We start from the raw sequence: 18611 nt of genomic DNA, 5'->3' as shown, positions 1-18611 counted from the left end.
CTCGATCGGGGGGCTCCTGCGGGAAACCGCCGTTCCCCCGCAGGTGGTCCCGACCGCCCTTGTCGGTGTTCGCGGGCCCGCTTAGCGTCGCGGACATGGCCATCACTCCCACGCCGCTCGCGTGCATCGTCCTCGCCCACGAGGACCCGACGCACGTCCGTCGGCTCGTGGCGGCGCTCGACCCGTTCCCGGTGTTCCTGCACTGCGACGCGAGCACCGACGACGACGCGTTCGAGGCGATGACCGCCGGCCTGCCCGAACGGGTGCACGTGCTGCCGCGGATGCGCACCGGGTGGGCGAAGTGGGAGAACGTCGCGGCCGAGGTCGCCGGCTACCGCGCCGCCCTGTCCGGGACCGACGCCACGCACGTGGCCCTGCTGACCGGCAGCGACTACCCGCTGGCCGACGCCGAGGAGATCTCGGCTCTCCTGGCGGCGAACCCCGGCCGGTCCTTCGTCGAGGCGAAGCCGCTGCCGCACCCCGCCTGGGGTCGGGACGGCGGTCGGTCGCGCGTGCGGTTCCGGCACTGGGCGTGGCGGAAGCACATGCTGCGCCTGCCGATCCCCCGACGCGTCCCGCGTGACGTCGTGTTCGGCGGCGGCTCGCAGCTCAAGGTCCTGGCCCGGCACCACGCGCAGGGCGTCGTCGACGTGTTCGACCAGCGCCCCGACCTGGTGGCGTTCTGGGAGCGCGTGTGGATCGGTGACGAGACCTTCGTGCCGTCGGTCCTGCTGACCCCGGAGTTCACCCCGGACTTCGCGGACGCCCACGCGGCGCAGCCGCTCTGGTGGATCGGGTGGGACGGCACGAAGCAGAAGAGCCCGCCGTGGCTCGGCATCGAGGACGCCGGCCGGTTGCTGGAGCGTCGCACGTCGGCCGACCAGTCGACCCCGTACGTGTTCGCCCGCAAGTTCTCGACGTCGCGCAGCACCGACCTGCTCGACGTGGTCGACGCGACGTTCGGGCTCCGGACGTCCGCCGACGACCAGCCGGTGGTGGTGGCGCAGTGACCGTCCCCCAGACCCGACGCGAGGCCCGTGCGGCCGAGGCCGCGGCGCTGGCGGCTCAGCCAGACGACGACGAGCTCGAGGCGTCCGTGCAACCGGCGGCCCCCGGCGCGCTGTCCACCGACACCGACTCGATCGCCGTCGCACGCGGCTCGTCGGTGCTGTTCGGCCGTGGCCTGCTCTACGTGGTCGTCTGGTCGATGCAGCTCGTCGTGAGTTCGCTGATCTCCCCCGTGCTCGCGCACCTGATGCCACCGGCCGAGTTCGGCGTGCTGGCCTCGGCGATCGCGCTGTACCAGGCCCTGGTGGTCGTGGCCGTCTGCGGCATCGACCAGGCGTCGGTGCTGCAGCGCGCCGAGGACGGCGACGACCGGCGTGCCCGCGGTCTGGTGTTCGTCGGCATGGTCACCGCGGTCACCGTCACCGTGTTCGCCCTGGTGTCGATCCCGCTCTGGGGCGACGCCGCGGGCTTCGTCGACCAGCACCCGCTGTTGCTGGTCGCCGTGCTCTGGACCGGGCCGGCCGCGATCGTGCAGCTGTCCCTCGCGCTGCTCGTCGCCCAGGACCGCATCCGCGTGTTCGCCGTGACGAGCCTGCTGTCGTCCGTCGGCGGGTCGATCATCGGCCTCGGGCTCCTCGCCGCCGTGCACGCCGACGCCACCACGTACGCCTGGGGCGGGGTCGTGGCGCAGGGTGCGGCGATGGTCATCGGCATCGTCGCCACGAAGCCGCGGTTCCGCGGCCTGTTCGACCACCGCACCACGGTCCGGGCGTTCAAGCTCGGTGTCCCGATCGCGCTCGGCAGCCTGTCGTACTTCGTCCTGAACGCCGGTGACCGGCTCGTCGTGCAGCGCCTCCTCGGTGCCGACGAGGTCGCCCGCTACCAGATCGCCTACGTCGTCGGTTCCGCGGTCATCCTGCTGCTGACCTTCACGAACCAGGCCTGGGCGCCGCACTTCGCCGCCCTCCGCGACGCCGTGGCCCGCCGCCGGCTCGCGATGCACGCCCGTGACGAGCTCTACATGCTGCTCGCCCCCGTGCTCGTCGCCGTGACGCTCGTGTCGCCGGTGGCGCTGCCGATCCTGGCGCCGGCGTCGTACCGGGTCGAGTCGCTCACCGTCGTCGTCTTCGTGGTCGCCCTGACCGCGTTCCCGGTGGTCGCGAGCGGTGCGACCGGTCGGCTCCTGCTGGTCGAGCGCCGCGGGGTGACGGTCGGCGTCATCGGTGCCGTCGCCGGCGTCGTGAACATCGCGGCGAACCTGGTGCTGGTGCCCCTGACCGGCATCGTCGGCGCGGGCATCGCCACCGTCATCGCCTACGCCGTCCTCGCCGCGCTGCAGCAGGCCTCCCTGCCGGACCGCCGCGAGTGGCGCGGTCCCCGACGCCGGGTGCTGCTGGCCATCGCGATCGCGATCGTCGTCGCCGCGGCCTCGCTCCTCCCGCCGCAGGACCTCGTCTGGAACATCGTCCGCATCGTCGGCGTCGCCGCGTGCCTGCCCTGGTTCTTCCGTCGCTTGAAACTCGCTCGCGGAGGATCCGCATGACCCGTCCCACCACCCGTCCGCTGCGTGTCGTCGTCGCCACCAACGGACTCGCCATCACCGGCGGCGTCGAACGGTGCGTCGTCGAGGACGTCGGCGAGCTCGTCGCGGCCGGCCACGACGTCGAGGTGTGGCACCGAGCCGGCGCGGACGGCGACCCGGACGCGGGCCGCGCGGTGTTCGACCAGCTGGGCGTCCGACTGCGTCATGCCCGCGACTACCGCTTCGGCATCCGCTCCGCCCCGACGGACGTGCTGCGCTTCGTCCGCGAGGGCCTGCGCCTCCGCCGGTCGCGTCCTGACGTCCTGTGGCTGAACCGTCCGGAGTTCCTGCCGTGGGGCCGCGTCGTGTCGTTCGTGTCCGGCGTCCCCCTGGCCGTGCACCTGCACCACGCCCCGAACTACCGGCGTCTCGGCCCGTTCGCGGGGGGCCGGACCCGGTACCTCGCGGTCTCCGCGGCGATGGCACGTGCCTGGACCGCCGTCGGCGCCCCGCCGGACCGGGTCGACGTGGTCCCGAACGGCGTCGACACCGCGGCGTTCCCCGCCGCCACCGCGGCGAGCACACGTCGCGCACGTGCTGCGCTCGGCCTCGACCAGGACCGCCCCGTGGTGCTCTACTACGGTCGGCTCACGCGCTCGAAGGGCGTGCTGGCCCTCCTGGAGGCATGGGGGCGCGTCCACGCGTCGGCCCGCGTCCTCGTCGGGCCCGGCACACCGCCCGCCCCGGCCCCGGTGCTCGTCCTGGCCGGTGCGCTGTACCCGGAGGACGCCCCCGCCGTGCACCGTGCGATCGCCGCGCTGCCCGACGGCTCCGTCGTCGTGGTGCCCGAGCGTGACGACGTCGTCCCGCTGCTGCACGCCGCGGACGTCGTGGTGGCACCCTCCATCGAACCCGAGGGGTTCGGCCGCGTGGTCGTCGAGGCGATGTCCACCGGACGCCCCGTCGTCGCAGCGGCGTCGGGCGGCACCGCCGAGATCCTGAGCGGCGAGTGGGCGCGGTTCACCGTCGACCCCACCGAGACCGCAGCGCTGGCCGACACGGTCGTCGAGGCGTTGCACGCCGCCGAGGCCGAACCGGGGCTGGCGGACCGGTGCCGTGCCTGGGTGCGCGACCGGTACGGCCGGGAGCGGCACGTTGCGGCGCTGCTCCGGGCGCTCGAGGCGCACGCGAAGCACTGACGAACGACGACGACGACCGAGCGGTGCCGACGACCACGTCGGCACCGCTCGGTCGTTCGGCACCGCTCAGTTGTTCGGGACGGCTCAGTCGTTCGGGGCCGTCGCCGCGGTGTCGTCCGGCAGCGACGCGCTCGGCTCGGCACCGTCCGCCGGCACGTCGATCGTCATCCAGTCGATGAGGAGCGACCCGGCGGCGTCCGCCGGCGGGTTCCCCGCGTTCGACCCGGCCTGCACGACCAGGTGCATCCGAGCCGTCGGGATGTTCTCCGTCGTGGTGCCGACGACCTCGTCGTCGACCAGGAACGACATCCGGTCGGCGGTCCACTCGATCGTGTAGGTGTGCCAGTCCTTCAGCGACGCCTCGGTCTGCTGGTGGATGCACTTCTCGGCGGGGTCCGCCAGGCAGTGCACGTTGAGCCACGCAGGGGCGCCGAGCGCTCCCTCGGGGAAGTCGACCTCGCCGTCCGACCAGAGGTTCTCGTCGCTCCAGAGCAGCACGGCCACGCCGTAGCCGTCGACCTCGTCGCTCCGCATCCGGATGCTGTACCGGCCGGCGGTCTGCCCGCCCCACTGGCCGTCGACGAGCGGCACGACACCGCCCGCCAGCGGCACCCCGGCGCGGGTGGTGCGCAGCCGCACGTCGAGTACGCCGTCGTGCGTCGACAGGGTGGACGCCTGGTAGCGCCCCGTCCCCGCGGTGTCGGCGAACCCGTGGTAGGCGACGAACCGGTCCGAGTACCGGGACTCGAAGGTCCGGTTCGTGGCGGCGTCGGCGAAGTCCTCGCCGAACACCCGGGTCCACCCCTCCGGCTCGGAGCTCGGCATCGAGACGCCGCTCGGGTCATCGAGGGTCACGTCGTCACCGTTCGCCGTGGTGGTCGCGGTCGTGGTGCCGGCGACGATGCCGGCAGCCACGAGCAGGGCGCCGGCCGCGAACGCGGTCCGGCGGGTGCCGGCGCGCCGCGACGGCCGGTGCCGGGACAGGCCACGACCGTGTGCCGGTGGGGCGCCGTGGGCCGACGCCGCGTCGTCGGCGACGTGTTCCGACCACGTGGGGCGGGCCTCCTGGCCGTCGCCCTGCTCGTCGGTCACCCGGTCGTCCAGGCGCGGATCTCGGAGAGTCCGACGTTGCCCGTGCTGTCCGAGACGCCCGTCACCGTGAACCGCACCCAGGTGACGTCACGCGGGGTGAAGTCGACCGTCAGGGCGTCGCCGCCGTTCGGCAGGGTGCCGACGGCGACCTGGCTGCCGTCCGAGAACGTCAGGGTGCCGCTGGTGACCTGGTCGGCGCTGTTCGGGCGGTCGTGGAGCACGATCCGGCCGAGCCGCTGCGAGGCGGCCCAGTCGAGCTGGATCCAGACCCCGGTCCGGCCCCACGGGGCGGCCCACTCGGCCGTCGTGTTGTCGGGGTAGCCCGACACCACACCGTCCACCGCCTTGGCGACGGTCTGCCCGGTGGACTGGTCGTCCCACGCGGCGGTCGGGGTGGCCGACCCGGTGACGTCCGACAGCGTCGGCGTCGGGGTCGGCGTCGGGGTCGGCGTCGGGGTCGGCGTCGGGGTGGGCGTCGGGGTGGGCGTGGGCGTCGTGTCCGCCGGCCGGAAGGCCCGGATCTCGGCGAGGCCGACGTTGCGGGTCGTGCCGCTGACCGAACCGACCGTGAACCGCACCCAGCTGACCTGCCGGGCGCTGAACGTGACGCGTTGCACGGCGCCGCCGTTGTCGAGCGACGGGACCGCGACGCTCGAACCGTCGGAGAACGTCAGCGTGCCGCCGGTGACCTGGTCGTCGCCGTTCGGACGGTCGGCGAGGTCGATCTCGTGCAGGGTCGTGCCGGCTGCCCAGCCCAGCTGGATCCAGGTGCCGACGCCGCCCCACGGAGCCGCCCACTCGGCGGTCGGGGCGTCGGGGTACCCGCTCACCACACCGTCGACGGCCTTGACGGCCGTCTGGCCGTCCGCCGGGTTCTCGGCGCTCGCGGTGACGGTCGCACCGGCGGTGACGTCGGTGCCCTGCGCGGGCAGCGGGTCGGTCGGGTCGGTGGGGTCGGTCGGGGGCTCGGCCGACGAGCCGACGGCGTACTGCCGGCTCAGCCAGGAGCCCTCCGGGCGCGACGCGCAGGCGGACGTGGAACCGCAGGTCTCACCGTCGTACGCGGCGTAGGCGAAGAACGCGGCCGCCTTCGCGGCGGTCTGCGCGGCGCTGAGGTTCGCGGGGCGGTTCGCGATCGGGTACCCGAGGTACCCGGTGAAGGTGTGGGCCGCGGTGTACGTCGCCTGGGCCTCGTCGGCGAGGTACGCGACGGTGTGGTGGTCGCTGTGGTCGCCGTCGCCGTACGTGCCGCCGTGGTCGAGGGTGTGGATCTCGGTGGGCGCGTACCCGGTGACGAGCCCGGCGAAGGTCGCGCGCAGGGACGTCAGCGAGTACGACGTCGGCTGCGACGCCCCGTCCACGGTGTGCATCGTCGGGATGTGGCCCTCGTAGAGCTTCTCGAGGCTCTCGTCGTCGGTGGCCGCGAAGCCCGACCCGTCGATGTTCCCGTCCGGCAGCTCGAGGAACACCAGGCTGAGCTCGGGATGCGTCGCCAGCGTCTCCGTGCGCAGGGTCTTCCCGGCCACGACGACCTGACCGGTGGTCCAGTCCGCGTCGACGCCGGCGATCTCGGCGTACGAGGCCATCAGGCCGTCCTCACGGGCCTGCCAGTACCAGGCGGGCTTGCCGGCGTCGCCCGCCGTCACGACGACGGAGCGGACGCACTTGCCCGCGTCGACGTCGGCGCGCAGTTCGGTGCCCGAGAAGAGCAGGTCGTCGTCGGCGTGGGCCACCATCGTGAGCACCCGGCCGGCGCTGCAGTCCGCACCGGCGGCGGCCCCCGACGCCGACGACTGTCCGGTCGTGGTGTCGGCGTGCGCCGCTCCACCGGTCGCGGTGAGCGTCGGGACGACGAACGCCACGAGGCCGAGCACCGCCGCGGCGGACGCGGCGCCGATGCGCCGCGTCCGCCGGGAGGTCCGGACCGTGTCGTGCTCAGTTCGTGGCATGTGCCAGCCCTTCCGGGGTCAGTTCGTAGACGGCGGTGGTGCCGGAGCCGAAGACGCGCTTCCAGTAGGGCGAATCGGCCATGGCGGCCGCGAGCTCCTGGTAGTCGGCGTCGGTCTGGTAGCCGTAGCGCTCGTCGTAGGCGCCGAACGGCTCGGCGACCAGGGCGTAGTACTTCGTCGCCGGCCAGTCGAGGACGAACTGGCGGGTCATCGTGGACACGTCGGCTTCGGCGTCGTAGCCCTGCGGCTCCGGGTACGCCCCGAGGACCTCGCGGGACAGTGCCCCGACGTCGAAGTAGCGGGCGCCGGTGTTGCTCGGGACGGCGTTGGCCGACCCGGTGAGCAGCATCATCGAACCCTTCGGCGCGGTGGAGTCGTAGAACTGCGTCGCCGCCGACTGGCTGCGCGTCGGGACGCGGTTCCAGTCCAGGGCGGTCTGGCCGAAGGCGCCGACCCCGACCATCGCGGCCACCGCTGCTGCGGCGACGACGACCTGGACGGCGGTGGGTCGCATCGTGCGGGTGAGGAGGCGACCGACGGGAGCCAACCGGCCGCTGGGCATCGGGAGGCCCGCAGCCAGGATCGCGATCCACGGTGTGGCGAACAGCACGACGCGGAAGATGCCCTCCTGGCCGTAGTTCGTCGCGACGAGCAGCGAGATCGGGCTCGCGGCCGTGGCCAACAGCCCCCAGTGCACGCGGTCCCGGCGCATCAGGACCGTGATCACGGCGACGAGGCCGAGCACCACGAGCGCTGCTGCGGGGATGTCGAACGCGAGCCGGGTGACGAGCGGCTTCGGCAGGACGGTCATGTCGTGCGACGGCGGCTGCACGTTGTCGAGCACCTTGCCGACGGCCCCGAGGGACAGGAACTTCCCCAGGATGTCGTCGTTCAGCAGGGCGAAGCCGACGGCCGGCACGAGCACCACGATCGGGAGCCACCAGGGTCGGAGCAGCCGGAACACGATGAGCGTCACGAGTGCGGCGACCGTCAGGTAGGGCGAGATCTGGTGGGTGACGACCAGCACGATGCCGATCAGGGTGATGGCGATGATCCGGGACAGGCCAACGCGGCGTGCACGCAGGACGGTCGAGCGGACGCCGTCGGCAGCGGTCGCGGCGGTGCGTCGCAGCGGGCCGACGGCCAGCACGAGGATCACCAGGGACATCAGGATGCCCACCGACTGCGGCGAGAAGTACGTCGTGTTGAGCGAGCCGGTCATCGCGGTCAGGAACGCCGCGATCCAGGGGCGGCGGTTGCCCGGCAGCCAGTTGGCGGCGAGGACCCCGACGGCGATCGTCGTGCTGAAGGCCAGCAGGACGGGGACCCACGCGGCGATGGTCATCGCGTTGTCGATCCCGCCGACGTCCGCGACCCAGGCGCCGCCGGCGAACAGCCCGGACCACGTCTGGAAGATGTCGGCGGCCGGGTTCGTCGAGCCCCAGCGTCGGATGTACTCGAGCACGCCGATGTGGCGGGCGGCCGCCATGACGGTGGGCATGCCGTAGGTGATGGCCTGCGCGAGCTGGATCGACCCGCCGAGCACGACGACCGGGATCGCGAGTCCGCGGCCGCGCACCAGGGCGACGACGGCAGCGGCGACGACGATCGCCAGTCCGACGACCAGGCCGGGGCCGAGCGAGCCGAACAGCCCGTCCGGCACCGGGTCGCCGATGTGCGTGAGCGCGGCGACGACGATGACGAGCAGCCCGACGACGGAGCCGGCCGTGACGGTGTGGGTGGTGGTCCAGCGGCGAGCGGTGGCCCCCTCGGCGACCGGCGCGAGGCGTGCCCGCTGCAGTTCGGCGACGTCCCGCGGCACGGCGACGGCGAGGGCGACCGCGGTGAGCACGACGACACCGACGAACGGTGCGGTGGGGTTCCAGAGCTGGAAGGTCGCCATCGTGTAGCCGATGCCGATCGTCCCGACGAGCGACGCCGTGACCGCGAAGACGCTGAACCGGGCCAACGGCATCGGGCGGACGAGCAGCAGCGGGGCGACGCCGAGCAGCGCGAAGAGGTACACGCCGATCGCACTCCCCCGCAGGACCGGGAGTCCGGCGAGCGCCGCGACCCCGGCGACGAGGAGCGTCAGGACGACGATCGCCGCTGCGGTGAGCCGCGCGACCGGGCTCATGGCGTCCACCGCGACCGGGCGGGCCGGACCGGCCGAGGCCAGGCCGTGCCGGAGCTCGTGACGGCCACGGGCGTTCCGGTCGATGGTGCCGCCGCCGCGCAGCCGTTCGGTGAGTGCGAGGAACGGCGCCGCCAGGACCGAGCGACGCTCGACCCCGCGCAGTCGCCGCCGGGTGGCGGCGAACTCGGTGTCGACCGCGTCCGGGACGCGGTCCTCACCGGTGCCGGGCTGGTCGCCGGCGATGTCCGTCACACGGTCGCCCTGCTCGAGGCCGAGTCGTGCGAAGGCGCTGAGCGCCTCGGGCGCTGCGTCCACCGATGCGGTGAGCGACTCGCGGTCGATGGCGTTCTTGGTCATCCAGGCTCCGAGTCCGTGGCCGTGCGCGGCAGCGGCGGCGCGGAGCGACGCGACGTCGTCCGCCGATCGCTGCCACGCGATGGCGGCCGGTTCGACGGCGATCGCGGATCCGGCGAACAACAGTCGTGTGAAGAGGTCGAGGTCGTCGCCGGCGCCGACGCGGGTCCCCGGTCCGAAGGCGGTGTCGAAGCCGCCGATCCGGAGCGCGGTCGCACGGTGCACGGCGAGGTTGTCACCGGTGCCGTAGGCAGCGGCGGCGAAGGGGTGGTGCGGGGGTGCGTCGTCGGTGTCGTCGAGGCGGAACACCCGACGGCGGACGGTCCGGCCGGCCGCGGTGCGGTCGTCGTGCCAGCGCTGCGCGGGGGTGCGCAGTTCGGCGCTCGGGACGAGTCCGGTGACGCAGGCGACGTCGGGGTCCGCGGCGAACGCTCCGGCGAGCGCGGCGACCCAGTCGCCGTCCACGACGGCACCCTCGGCGACGAACGCGACGACGTCGCCGCTCGCTGCGAGGAGTCCGGCGTTGCGGGCGGCGGCGAGGCCACCGGCCGGCGCAGCGATCGTGGTGACGCGGCGTCCGCCGATCGCGACCGTCGCGGCGCCGCTGTCGTCGGCGCCGTGCGAGACGACGACGACGTCGAAGTCGGGGTACTCGTTGGCGAGCACCGACCGCATGGTCGTGCCGGCGGCCCCGTCCGTGCAGAGCACCACGGTGACGGACGGCAGCACCAGACCTGCTGCCGGCCGACGCTCGGGCACCGGCATCGGCCGGATCGCGCGCTGGAGGGTCCGGACGTCGATGGTCCCGCCGATGCGGCGACGTTCGGTGATGTCCGCCTCGACGAAGCCGAGGGGTTCGCCGTGGTCGCGGACGAGCAGTCGAGCGCGCCGGTAGCCCGCGGCGCCCTCGAGTGCGACCACGTCACGGTGGCTGGACGCGTGCACGTCGGCCCGGTCGACCTCGCCGACCCACAGGGCGCCGTCCCACGTCGGGGACAGCGGGCCGGTCACGATCGGCGAGATGACCATCGCCAGGGTCGCGCGGGTCACCTCGTGCCCACCGGCTGTGCGACCGGCACGGTGGCCGGGGTGCGGACGACGACGCCGCCGAGGACACGGCCGACGGCGTAGCCGGTGACGGTCGACGCGACGGAGAGCACGATCGCGAAGGCGCGCAGGGCGCCGCCGCGGCCGATGTGCCGCAGTTCGCGCAGCACCGCTCCGGGGATGACCTTGGTCAGGTACGTCGACTCGCTGGCGAGCGAGTCACCCGTGCCGACGCGGCGGCTCAGGACGGCCTTCGAGATGCCCTCGTAGTAGCTGCGACGACGCAGGTACCGCATCGTCACGCGGTCCGGGGACACCCGGTGCGAGACGTTCGACCGGGGTTCGTGGCGGATGCGCGCACCCGGACGGGCCTGGGCGATGCGGATGCAGAGTTCGGTCTCCTCGCAGCCGAGCGGCTGGTTGCCGACACGGCCGATGCCGGAGCGGAAGCCGCCGGCGAGCATGATCGCGTCACGGCGGAAGGCCATGCTCGACCCGATGACGTTGCGCACGTCGCCGGGGGTCTCCGGCAGGCCCCGGTACGAGCAGCCGACGATCCAGAGGAGCTCGTCCGCGTAGGGGCCGGCACCGGTGGCGGTGGGCCAGGACGGGGTGGCCCGACCGCCGACGCCGACGACGTCGGGGTCCTCGAGTGCGGTGAGCATGTGGCCGAGCCAGTCCGGGTCGGCCGTGGCGTCGTCGTCCAGGAACGCGACGACGTCGGCGTCGGTGAGGGCGACGCCGGTGTTGCGGGCGCCGGACAGGCCGCGGTCCTCGGTGTTCGGGACGACGCGGAGCTCGGGCCAGCGTGCAGCGGCGCGGGCGAGGAGCTCGGGCTCGTGGTCGATCACGACGACGACCTCGGGGGCCTCCGGCTGGCGCTTGGCGGACTCGACGCTGTCCTGCAGGTCACCCCAGCGCTGCTGGGTGTACGCGCAGATGACGACCGCGACGGTCGTCACGCGACTTCCTCCTCGAGGCTGGCGACGGCGGCGACGGGTGCGCCGACCGGGGCGTGTCCGGCGGCGTGGACCGTCGCGTGCGCTGCAGCCGGGGCTGCGTGCGGCGCCGCGGCGTGCGGCGCGGCGGCGTGCGGCGCGGCGGCGTGCGGCGCGGCGGCCAGCTGCTCGGCCGGCGGCACAACGCTCATGGCGGCACGGCGGACCTCGGAGCGGCCGATCGCAGCGCGGCGACGCTCGTGCATGATCGACTTCAGCACACGGATGCCGTCGGTCACGGCGTTGAGGTTGCTGGAGCCGTGCACGCGGAGCTTCTCGTGGCTGGGGACCTCGGTGATCGCGAGCTCGGCGGCCGACCAGCGGCAGGTGAGCACGGTCTCGATCTCGAACCCGTCGCCCCACAGCATCGAGCCGTCGGTCGGCTTCGGCAGCTCGGAGGACAGCAGGCCGATCTCCGGCAGGACGTCCGCCCAGAAGGCGTTGTAGCCGTAGCAGAGGTCGCTGTAGCGGGTGCCGAGGATGATGTTGCAGAGCATGTTCAGGCCGCGGTTGCCGAGGTTGCGGACGATCGTGATGTCGTCGCTGCCGCCGCCGAGCGAGTAGCGGGTGCCCTTCGCGACGTCGGCGCCCTCGACGAGTGCCTGCACGAAGCGCGGGATCTCGTCGGGGTCGGCGGAGCAGTCGGCGTCGAACATGACGACGACGTCGCCGGTGACGGCCTCGAACCCGCAGGCGAGGGCGTTGCCCTTGCCCTTGCGGGTCTGGTGGACGACGCGGATGTCGGGCATCACGCGCTGGGCGGCGGCGATGGTGTCGTCGACGGAGTTGCCGTCGACCAAGATCACCTCGTACACCGGCGGGAGCTTCGGCAGGATGATCTCGAGGTTTCGGGCCTCGTTCCGCGCCGGGATGACGACGGAGACCCTCGGGTCTGCAGGGCGAACGGTACGTGCGGGCATGGGCGCGGTCCTGTCGGGTCAGGGTTGCTGTCGGGTTGTGGCTCGTGTGACGAGCGGCGCGTCCTCGGATGACGCATCGACGACGGTGACCGTCGTCGGTCGAGCAGCGGGACGCGGGTACGACGCCGCCGGCTTCGCAGGTGAGTGGGTACTCTCCCCCGCGTGTCCAACCATCGTCGCGGGGTGGCAGGCGGTCAATGCGCGGTGCGGTCCATTGCGGACACTCGGCCGTGGATACGGAAACCCGCAACACCGCGCGGCCACGTGCCGTGGACGCACCGACGGACGGACGGGCGCGCCCCGCAGAGCGGCAACGCGAAGCGTTGCGCGGGGCGCGCCGACCGAGCCTGCGAGGGAGGTGTGCCAGCTGGCACCGGGCCTCCCGTCCGTCGACCGGCTCAGTTCCGGGCCGCGCCCTCCGTCGCGAACGCCGCACGCAGCGCCGTCGCGAGGTCGGCCACGTGCGGTTCCCGCAGCAACGAGCTGTGCTCGGCGGCGATCCGCACGGTCTCGGTCCGGCCGCGCAGCAGCGCGGACCAGCCGGCGGCGTCCGGGTTCGCGTCGGCGAGCACGTACGTCGCCCGTCCGTGGAACGGCGTCGGGTGGTGCCGCCGGGTGACGAGCTCGGCCTGGTCGAAGAAGGCGTCGAAGTCCTTCTGGCCGCCGTGCCGCAGCACACCCGCGCTGTAGGCGCGCACCCGCTTCGCGACGTGGTCGCCCCACGACATGCCCGTGGGCATGACCCTCCGGACGGCCCCGGCGAGGCGCTGGCCGGCGGCGCGGACCGCGGGGTTCCGGTGCTCGCGCGGCTCGAGCCGGCCGAACTGCTGCCGGACCCCCTCGGCGCCCGTCCGCGGCAGGTAGGTGTCCAGCAGCGCGACGTGCTCGACCTGCTCGCCGCTCTCGGTGAGCAGTCGGGCGATCTCGAGCGCGATCAGCCCGCCGAGCGAGTGGCCGACCAGCAGGTACGGTCCGCGTGGCTGCACGATCCGCATCAGGGCGACGTACCGGCGGGCGCTGGCCTGGATGCTCCAGTCCGGCATCCCCCGACGCTCGAGGCCGTGCTGCTGGAACGCGTACACGTCGTGCTCGGGCAGGTAGCGGGACAACGGCAGGAACGTCAGCGCGAGCGCTCCGCCGCCGGCGAAGCAGAACACGGGCGGACGTCCGGACTCGCGCGCGCCGGACACCTTGACCACGTCGGGGTGGCTCGGCAGCGCCGTCGTGCCGCTGCGCACCCGTCGGGCGAACGCCCGGAGCGTGGGGTGCTGCAGGACGTCCGAGGACCGCAGGTCGATGCCGAGGCGGCTCTGCACGAGGGCGAGCATCTCCTCGGCGGAGAGCGAGTCGCCGCCGAGCGCGGAGAAGTCCTCGTCGAGGTGCACTCCCCGGAGGCCCAGCACCTCGGCCCAGATCTGCCCGACCACGAGCTCCCACTGGTCGTACTCGCCCTCGACCATCTCGGTCTCGATGCTCGGCGCACCCGGCAGCTCGGCACGGTCGACCTTGCCGCGCTCGTTCCGCGGCAGCTCCGTCATCGGCACGATCGACGCCGGCACCATGTACTCCGGCAGGCGGTCGCGCAGGGCCAGCCGCAGGGCCGCGGGCGCGGGGGTCCGCTGGCCCGGACGGCCGACGACGTACGCGACCAGGTGGGTCACTGCGGGCGGGTCGACCTGCGCCGTGACGACGGCGTCGTGCACCTCGGGGATCGCGCGGAGCGCCGCCTCGACCTCGCTCGGCTCGACGAGGTACCCGCGGACCTTCACGGCGTCGTCGGACCGTCCGAGCAGCACGAGCCGACCGTCCGGCTCGATCCGGGCGAGGTCGCCCTGGCGCCAGGTCGGCGTGCCGTCGTCGGTGCGTCCGGCCCGTTCGGCGGTCTTCTCCGGGGCGCCCCAGTACCCGGCGGTCAGGCCCTCGGAGACGATGACGAGCTCGCCGGTCTCCCCCGGGTCGGCGCGGCTGCCGTCCTCGCGCAGCACGAGCACCTGCTTGCCGGGCAACGGCCACCCGGCGGGGACGACGCCCTCGGGCACCGGCGACCCGGGCTCGACGGGGCAGTACGCCACGCAGCCGGTCTCGCTCGACCCGAACGCGTTGAGGAGCAGCGTCGTCGGGTCGAGGTGCGGGCGGGCGGCGGCGATGTCCGCCCCGGTCACCGCCTCGCCCGTGGTCATCAGGAAGCGCAGGCCGCCGAGCGCGGGCGCCGCGCCGGACGCCTGCGCCCCGGGGGCCGTCTGCGAACCGACGATCGAGCGCAGCAAGTGCGGGGTGCAGACGAGGACGTTCACGCCGTCGTCGGTGAACCGTGCGAGCAGGCGCTCGACCCCGAGTTCGCGGGGTTCGAGGAGCACGACGCCGCCCCCGTTCAGCAGCGTGTCGAACGAGAACAGCAGCCCGGCCGCGAACGACAGCGGCAGGACCACGCCGAGCCGGTCGTCGGGACCGGTGCCGAGGGCGACGGCGTCCTGCTCGGCGTTCGCGAGCTGCTGCCGGTGCGTCAGGACGACGCCCTTCGGCATGCCCGTCGAGCCGGAGGTGAAGACGATCGCGAACGGGTCGCGGCCGCCCGGGCGCGTGCCGGGTCGGGTGCCGGCGGCGCGGGTGCCGGCGGCGCGGGTGCCGGCGGCGCGGGTGCCGGCGGCGCGGGTGCCGGCGGGCGCGTCGGCTGCCGTGTCCGCTGCTGTGTCGGCCGTGGTGTCGGCCGTCGTGTCCGCCGTCGTGTCGGCCGTCGTCACGTCGGTCGCCCGCTCGTCGCTCGCCGACTCGCCGTGTCGTTCGAGCAGGTCGGCGAGTGCGTGCACGCGTCCGTCGCGCTCGGCGACGACGGTGGCCGCGAGGTCGGCGCGCGCGGAATCCGCCACGATCTCGTCGACGCCGGCGAGCCGGGCGACGTGTCCGAGCCGGACCACCGGCAGGTGTTCGTCGAGCACCACCACGGTGCGCCCCGCGCGGACGAGCGCCAGGATCGCGACGACGGCCTCGGTGGTCTGGCCGGCCATGACGCCGACCGGCTTCGACGCTCCGCCGGCGACTGCGCCGACTCCCGCGCCGCTGCGGTCGTCGGGTCGGAGCTCGGCGTCGAGCACCGAAGCGAGCGAACGCGACGCGCCGTCCGCTTGCCGGAAGGTGTACGGGCGGCCGTCCCCGGCGAGTGCCGCTGCGTCGCCGTGGAGCGCGACCACGCGGTCCCAGCGGTCCAGGACGGAGTGGTCGCCGGCCAGCGGGATCGCGGCGCGGTGGGTCCAGTGGTCGGCTGTCGTCAGCGGGTCGGCGGAGGTCACGATGACACCTCGGATGATCGTCGGCGGGCCGCCGCGTGTCCCGCGTCGGTCCTGCGACCGTACGTGCGGCGCGGTGCCGCCCACGAGCCGCGTCACGCGCGGTGCGGGGTCCCGCAACCCGGCCAGGAGGCACGGCTCGCCACCGTCGGTGCGCTCGGCCCGCGAACCGGGACGGTCCAGGGCCCGGAGCGGGCCGCGTGGACACGACGCATCGTGCGGTTCCGCGCAACCTCGGAACGCGCTGTCCGGAGCCTTCGGATCTCCGGTGGAAACGAGAACAGCCCCCGGGATCTCCCGGGGGCTGTTCTTCGAGTGCTGGGGTACCTGGACTCGAACCAAGAACGACGGTACCAGAAACCGCTGTGTTGCCAATTACACCATACCCCAAAAGGCCTGCTGGCCTTCCGGCCCCGTTGTCCGGGGCACGATCAACTACTGTACAGCATCCCGGAGGTCCGCAAGACCACCCACGAGGTCACGGTGCACCGCAGCGGCCGTCGCGGCTCCGTGCCCGGCCGCCACGATGAGCTGCTCCGGCCCGGGAGGGGTCACGTCCCCCACGGCGTACAGCCCGGGGACCGTCGTGCGGCCGACCCGGTCGACGACGAGGAGCCCCTGTGCATCGCGCTCGAGGGCGGTCGGCACGCCGGGCGTGTCGGTGCCCGGGCCGGTACCGGTGCCGCCGGTCGTGCGCAGCCAGTCGAGGTCGGCGTGCCACGTCGGTCGGACGAAACCGCCCGTCCGCGGCTCCACGTGGCCGTCGACGAGCCGGACTCCGGTCATCCCGGTCCGGTCCCCCTCGAGGTCCTCGATCACCCGCTCGTCGATCACGACACCGGCACGAGCCAAGCGCGCACGCCCGGCGTCGTCGAGCGGCGCGACACCGTTCGTGTAGACGATCAGATCGTCCGTCCACGCCGCGATGAGCAGCGCACGGTCCACGACGTCATCGGTCTCGCAGATGAACGCGAGCGGCTGCCCCGCCTTGTCGTACGCATCGCACTCGACGCAGCTGTGCACCGCGGTGCCGTAGAACGCGCGGAGCATCGGCAGCGCCGGGAACTCCTCGCGCAGCCCCGTGGCGACGACGACGGTCTTCGCCCGCGCGTCCACCTCGGTGCCGCGCCAGGTCCCGTGCAGCCGCCAGCCGTCGGCGTCGGGCGTCACGAGGTCGACCACGGCCTGCACGACTGTCGCCTCCGGGTACGCCTCGACCTCGACACGACCGAGCTTCCGGAGCTCGAGCGGCGAGACCCCGTCACGCGTCAGGAAGCCGTGCGAGCGCAGGGTCGCGGCGTTGCGCGGCCGGTTGGCGTCCACGAGGAGCACCGTCCGCTTCGCCCGCACCAGGTTGAGCGCAGCGCTCAACCCGGCGGGTCCGGCACCGATGACCGCCACGTCGTGGACGACCGGCGTGCTCGGCTCGTCCGGGCTCCCTGCAGCGCTTCCCGCGGTGCTCATCGTGCCCCGCTCAGCGGGCCGCGAGGGCGCGGAGCCGCGTCAGGGTGGACTCCTTGCCGAGGATCTCCATCGACTCGAAGAGCGGCGGGCTGATCCGGCGACCGGACACCCCCACGCGCAGCGGCCCGAAGGCGATACGGGGCTTCAGCCCGAGGTCGTCGATGAGCGCGGTGCGGAGCGCGGCCTCGATCGTCTCGGTGCGCCAGTCGTCGAGCCGCTCGAGCGCAGCGATGCCGGCCGTGAGCACCGCGGCGGTGTCGCCCTTGAGCGATGCCAGCGCGTCGTCCTCGACCACCAGGTCGGCGTCGGCGGTGAACAGGAACCCGAGCATCGCCGGCGCTTCGCCGAGCAGCTGCATGCGCTCCTGGACGAGCGGAGCCGCCTTCGTCAGGACCTCGAGCTGCTCCGCGGTGGGCGGATCGGCGACGAGGTCGGTCAGGTAGGGCAGCAGGCGGGACCGGAAATCCGCGGCGTCGAGCAGCCGGATGTGGTCGCCGTTGATCGCCTCGGCCTTCTTGTGGTCGAAGCGTGCGGGGTTCGGGTTGACGTCGGTGACCTCGAACGCCGCCACCATCTCGTCGATCGAGAAGACGTCGCGGTCGGCACCGATCGACCAGCCGAGCAGCGCCAGGTAGTTGACGAGCCCCTCGGGGATCATGCCGGCGTCCCGGTGGTGGAACAGGTTCGCCTCGGGGTCACGCTTGGAGAGCTTCTTGTTGCCCTCGCCCATCACGTACGGCAGGTGACCGAACACCGGGATCGACGGAGCGAGCCCGATCTCGTACAGCGCCTCGTACAGGGCGATCTGCCGCGGGGTCGAGGACAGCAGGTCCTCGCCGCGCAGCACGTGCGTGATGCCCATCAGGGCGTCGTCCACCGGGTTCGTGAACGTGTAGAGCGGCTTGCCGTTCGGCCGGACGACCACGAAGTCGGGGAACGTGCCCTGCTTGAAGGTGATCTCGCCACGCACCAGGTCGTCGAAGCTCAGGTCACGGTCCGGCACCCGGAGCCGGAGCGCCGGTTCGCGGCCCTGATCGCGGAACGCCTGGCGCTCGGCCTCGGTGAGGTCACGCTCGTGGTTGTCGTACCCCTGCTTGGGATCGCGTCCGGCGGCCTTGTTGCGGGCCTCCATCTCCTCGGGGGTGACGAAGGACTCGTAGACGTGCCCGGACGCCTTCAGCTTCGCGATGACGTCGTCGTAGATCGCCGTGCGCTCCGACTGCCGGTACGGACCGTGCTCCCCGCCGGCGTCGACACCCTCGTCCCAGTCGAGCCGGAGCCAGCGCAGCGCGTCGAGGATCTGCGCGTACGACTCCTCGCTGTCACGGGCGGCGTCGGTGTCCTCGATGCGGAACACGAGCTTGCCGCCGGTGTGGCGCGCGTACGCCCAGTTGAAGAGCGCCGTGCGGATGAGCCCCACGTGCGGGGTCCCCGTCGGGCTCGGGCAGAAACGGACACGGATCTCGGACCCGGAAGCAGTGGTGAATGGCGCAGTCATGACCCGCCAATGCTACCGTCACGCCCCGCTCCGGAGCGGTCGTGAACGCAGAAAACCCCTGACCAGTGCTGGTCAGGGGTTCCCTGGTGTTACTGAGGTTAAGTCCGGCGGCGTCCTACTCTCCCACAAGGTCCCCCTT

At 73.3% G+C, this 18611-nt stretch carries 11 protein-coding genes and 1 tRNA gene; 3 read left to right on the top strand and 9 right to left on the bottom strand.

The window, feature by feature from the left end:
• The first annotated feature begins 95 nt into the window (after positions 1–95).
• Genes EDF63_RS06585 through EDF63_RS06575 form a run of 3 tightly spaced genes read left to right on the top strand, consistent with a single transcriptional unit; the run spans position 96 to position 3729 of the window.
• Complete coding sequence (locus tag EDF63_RS06585) at positions 96–1010, top strand: beta-1,6-N-acetylglucosaminyltransferase (RefSeq protein ID WP_123312253.1); 915 nt, start codon at positions 96–98, stop codon at positions 1008–1010.
• Positions 1007–2551 (top strand): lipopolysaccharide biosynthesis protein, encoded by a 1545-nt coding sequence (locus EDF63_RS06580; RefSeq protein ID WP_123312252.1) that lies wholly within the window; start codon positions 1007–1009, stop codon positions 2549–2551. Before EDF63_RS06585 ends, EDF63_RS06580 begins: the two co-directional genes overlap by 4 nt.
• Positions 2548–3729: a glycosyltransferase family 4 protein gene (locus EDF63_RS06575; RefSeq protein ID WP_123312251.1), complete on the top strand. Its 1182-nt coding sequence runs from the start codon at positions 2548–2550 to the stop codon at positions 3727–3729. The genes EDF63_RS06580 and EDF63_RS06575 overlap by 4 nt, the downstream gene beginning before the upstream one ends.
• Positions 3730–3813: 84 nt before the next feature.
• On the opposite strand, the gene EDF63_RS06570 is transcribed toward EDF63_RS06575, so the two are convergent.
• From EDF63_RS06570 to gltX, 9 genes are all read right to left on the bottom strand, one after another.
• The gene (locus EDF63_RS06570; protein ID WP_123312250.1) at positions 3814–4821 is read right to left on the bottom strand and encodes a glycoside hydrolase family 16 protein; all 1008 of its coding nucleotides are present in this window, start codon (positions 4819–4821) and stop codon (positions 3814–3816) included.
• The gene (locus EDF63_RS06565; RefSeq protein ID WP_123312249.1) at positions 4818–6770 is read right to left on the bottom strand and encodes a PIG-L family deacetylase; all 1953 of its coding nucleotides are present in this window, start codon (positions 6768–6770) and stop codon (positions 4818–4820) included. The genes EDF63_RS06570 and EDF63_RS06565 overlap by 4 nt, the downstream gene beginning before the upstream one ends.
• Positions 6757–10311, bottom strand: a complete 3555-nt coding sequence (locus tag EDF63_RS06560; RefSeq protein ID WP_123312248.1) for a glycosyltransferase — start codon at positions 10309–10311, stop codon at positions 6757–6759. The genes EDF63_RS06565 and EDF63_RS06560 overlap by 14 nt, the downstream gene beginning before the upstream one ends.
• Positions 10308–11270: a glycosyltransferase family 2 protein gene (locus tag EDF63_RS06555; RefSeq protein ID WP_123312247.1), complete on the bottom strand. Its 963-nt coding sequence runs from the start codon at positions 11268–11270 to the stop codon at positions 10308–10310. The genes EDF63_RS06560 and EDF63_RS06555 overlap by 4 nt, the downstream gene beginning before the upstream one ends.
• The gene (locus tag EDF63_RS06550) at positions 11267–12226 is read right to left on the bottom strand and encodes a glycosyltransferase family 2 protein (protein ID WP_123312246.1); all 960 of its coding nucleotides are present in this window, start codon (positions 12224–12226) and stop codon (positions 11267–11269) included. Before EDF63_RS06550 ends, EDF63_RS06555 begins: the two co-directional genes overlap by 4 nt.
• Before the next feature lie 398 nt (positions 12227–12624).
• Positions 12625–15513 carry an alpha/beta fold hydrolase gene (locus tag EDF63_RS18625; RefSeq protein WP_185021325.1) on the bottom strand — a complete coding sequence of 963 codons (2889 nt, stop codon included), beginning with the start codon at positions 15511–15513 and terminating at the stop codon, positions 12625–12627.
• 315 nt (positions 15514–15828) lie between these two features.
• A tRNA-Gln gene (locus EDF63_RS06540) sits at positions 15829–15900 on the bottom strand.
• 45 nt (positions 15901–15945) lie between these two features.
• Positions 15946–16974, bottom strand: coding sequence for an NAD(P)/FAD-dependent oxidoreductase (locus EDF63_RS06535; RefSeq protein ID WP_123312244.1), 1029 nt, complete (start codon positions 16972–16974; stop codon positions 15946–15948).
• A gap of 10 nt (positions 16975–16984) precedes the next feature.
• The gene (gltX, locus tag EDF63_RS06530; RefSeq protein ID WP_123312243.1) at positions 16985–18472 is read right to left on the bottom strand and encodes a glutamate--tRNA ligase; all 1488 of its coding nucleotides are present in this window, start codon (positions 18470–18472) and stop codon (positions 16985–16987) included.
• Positions 18473–18611 lie beyond the last annotated feature (139 nt).

This window comes from Curtobacterium sp. JUb34 (genome assembly GCF_003755065.1).
GTDB lineage: Bacteria > Actinomycetota > Actinomycetes > Actinomycetales > Microbacteriaceae > Curtobacterium.
This window is presented reverse-complemented; position numbering and strand designations above follow the sequence as displayed.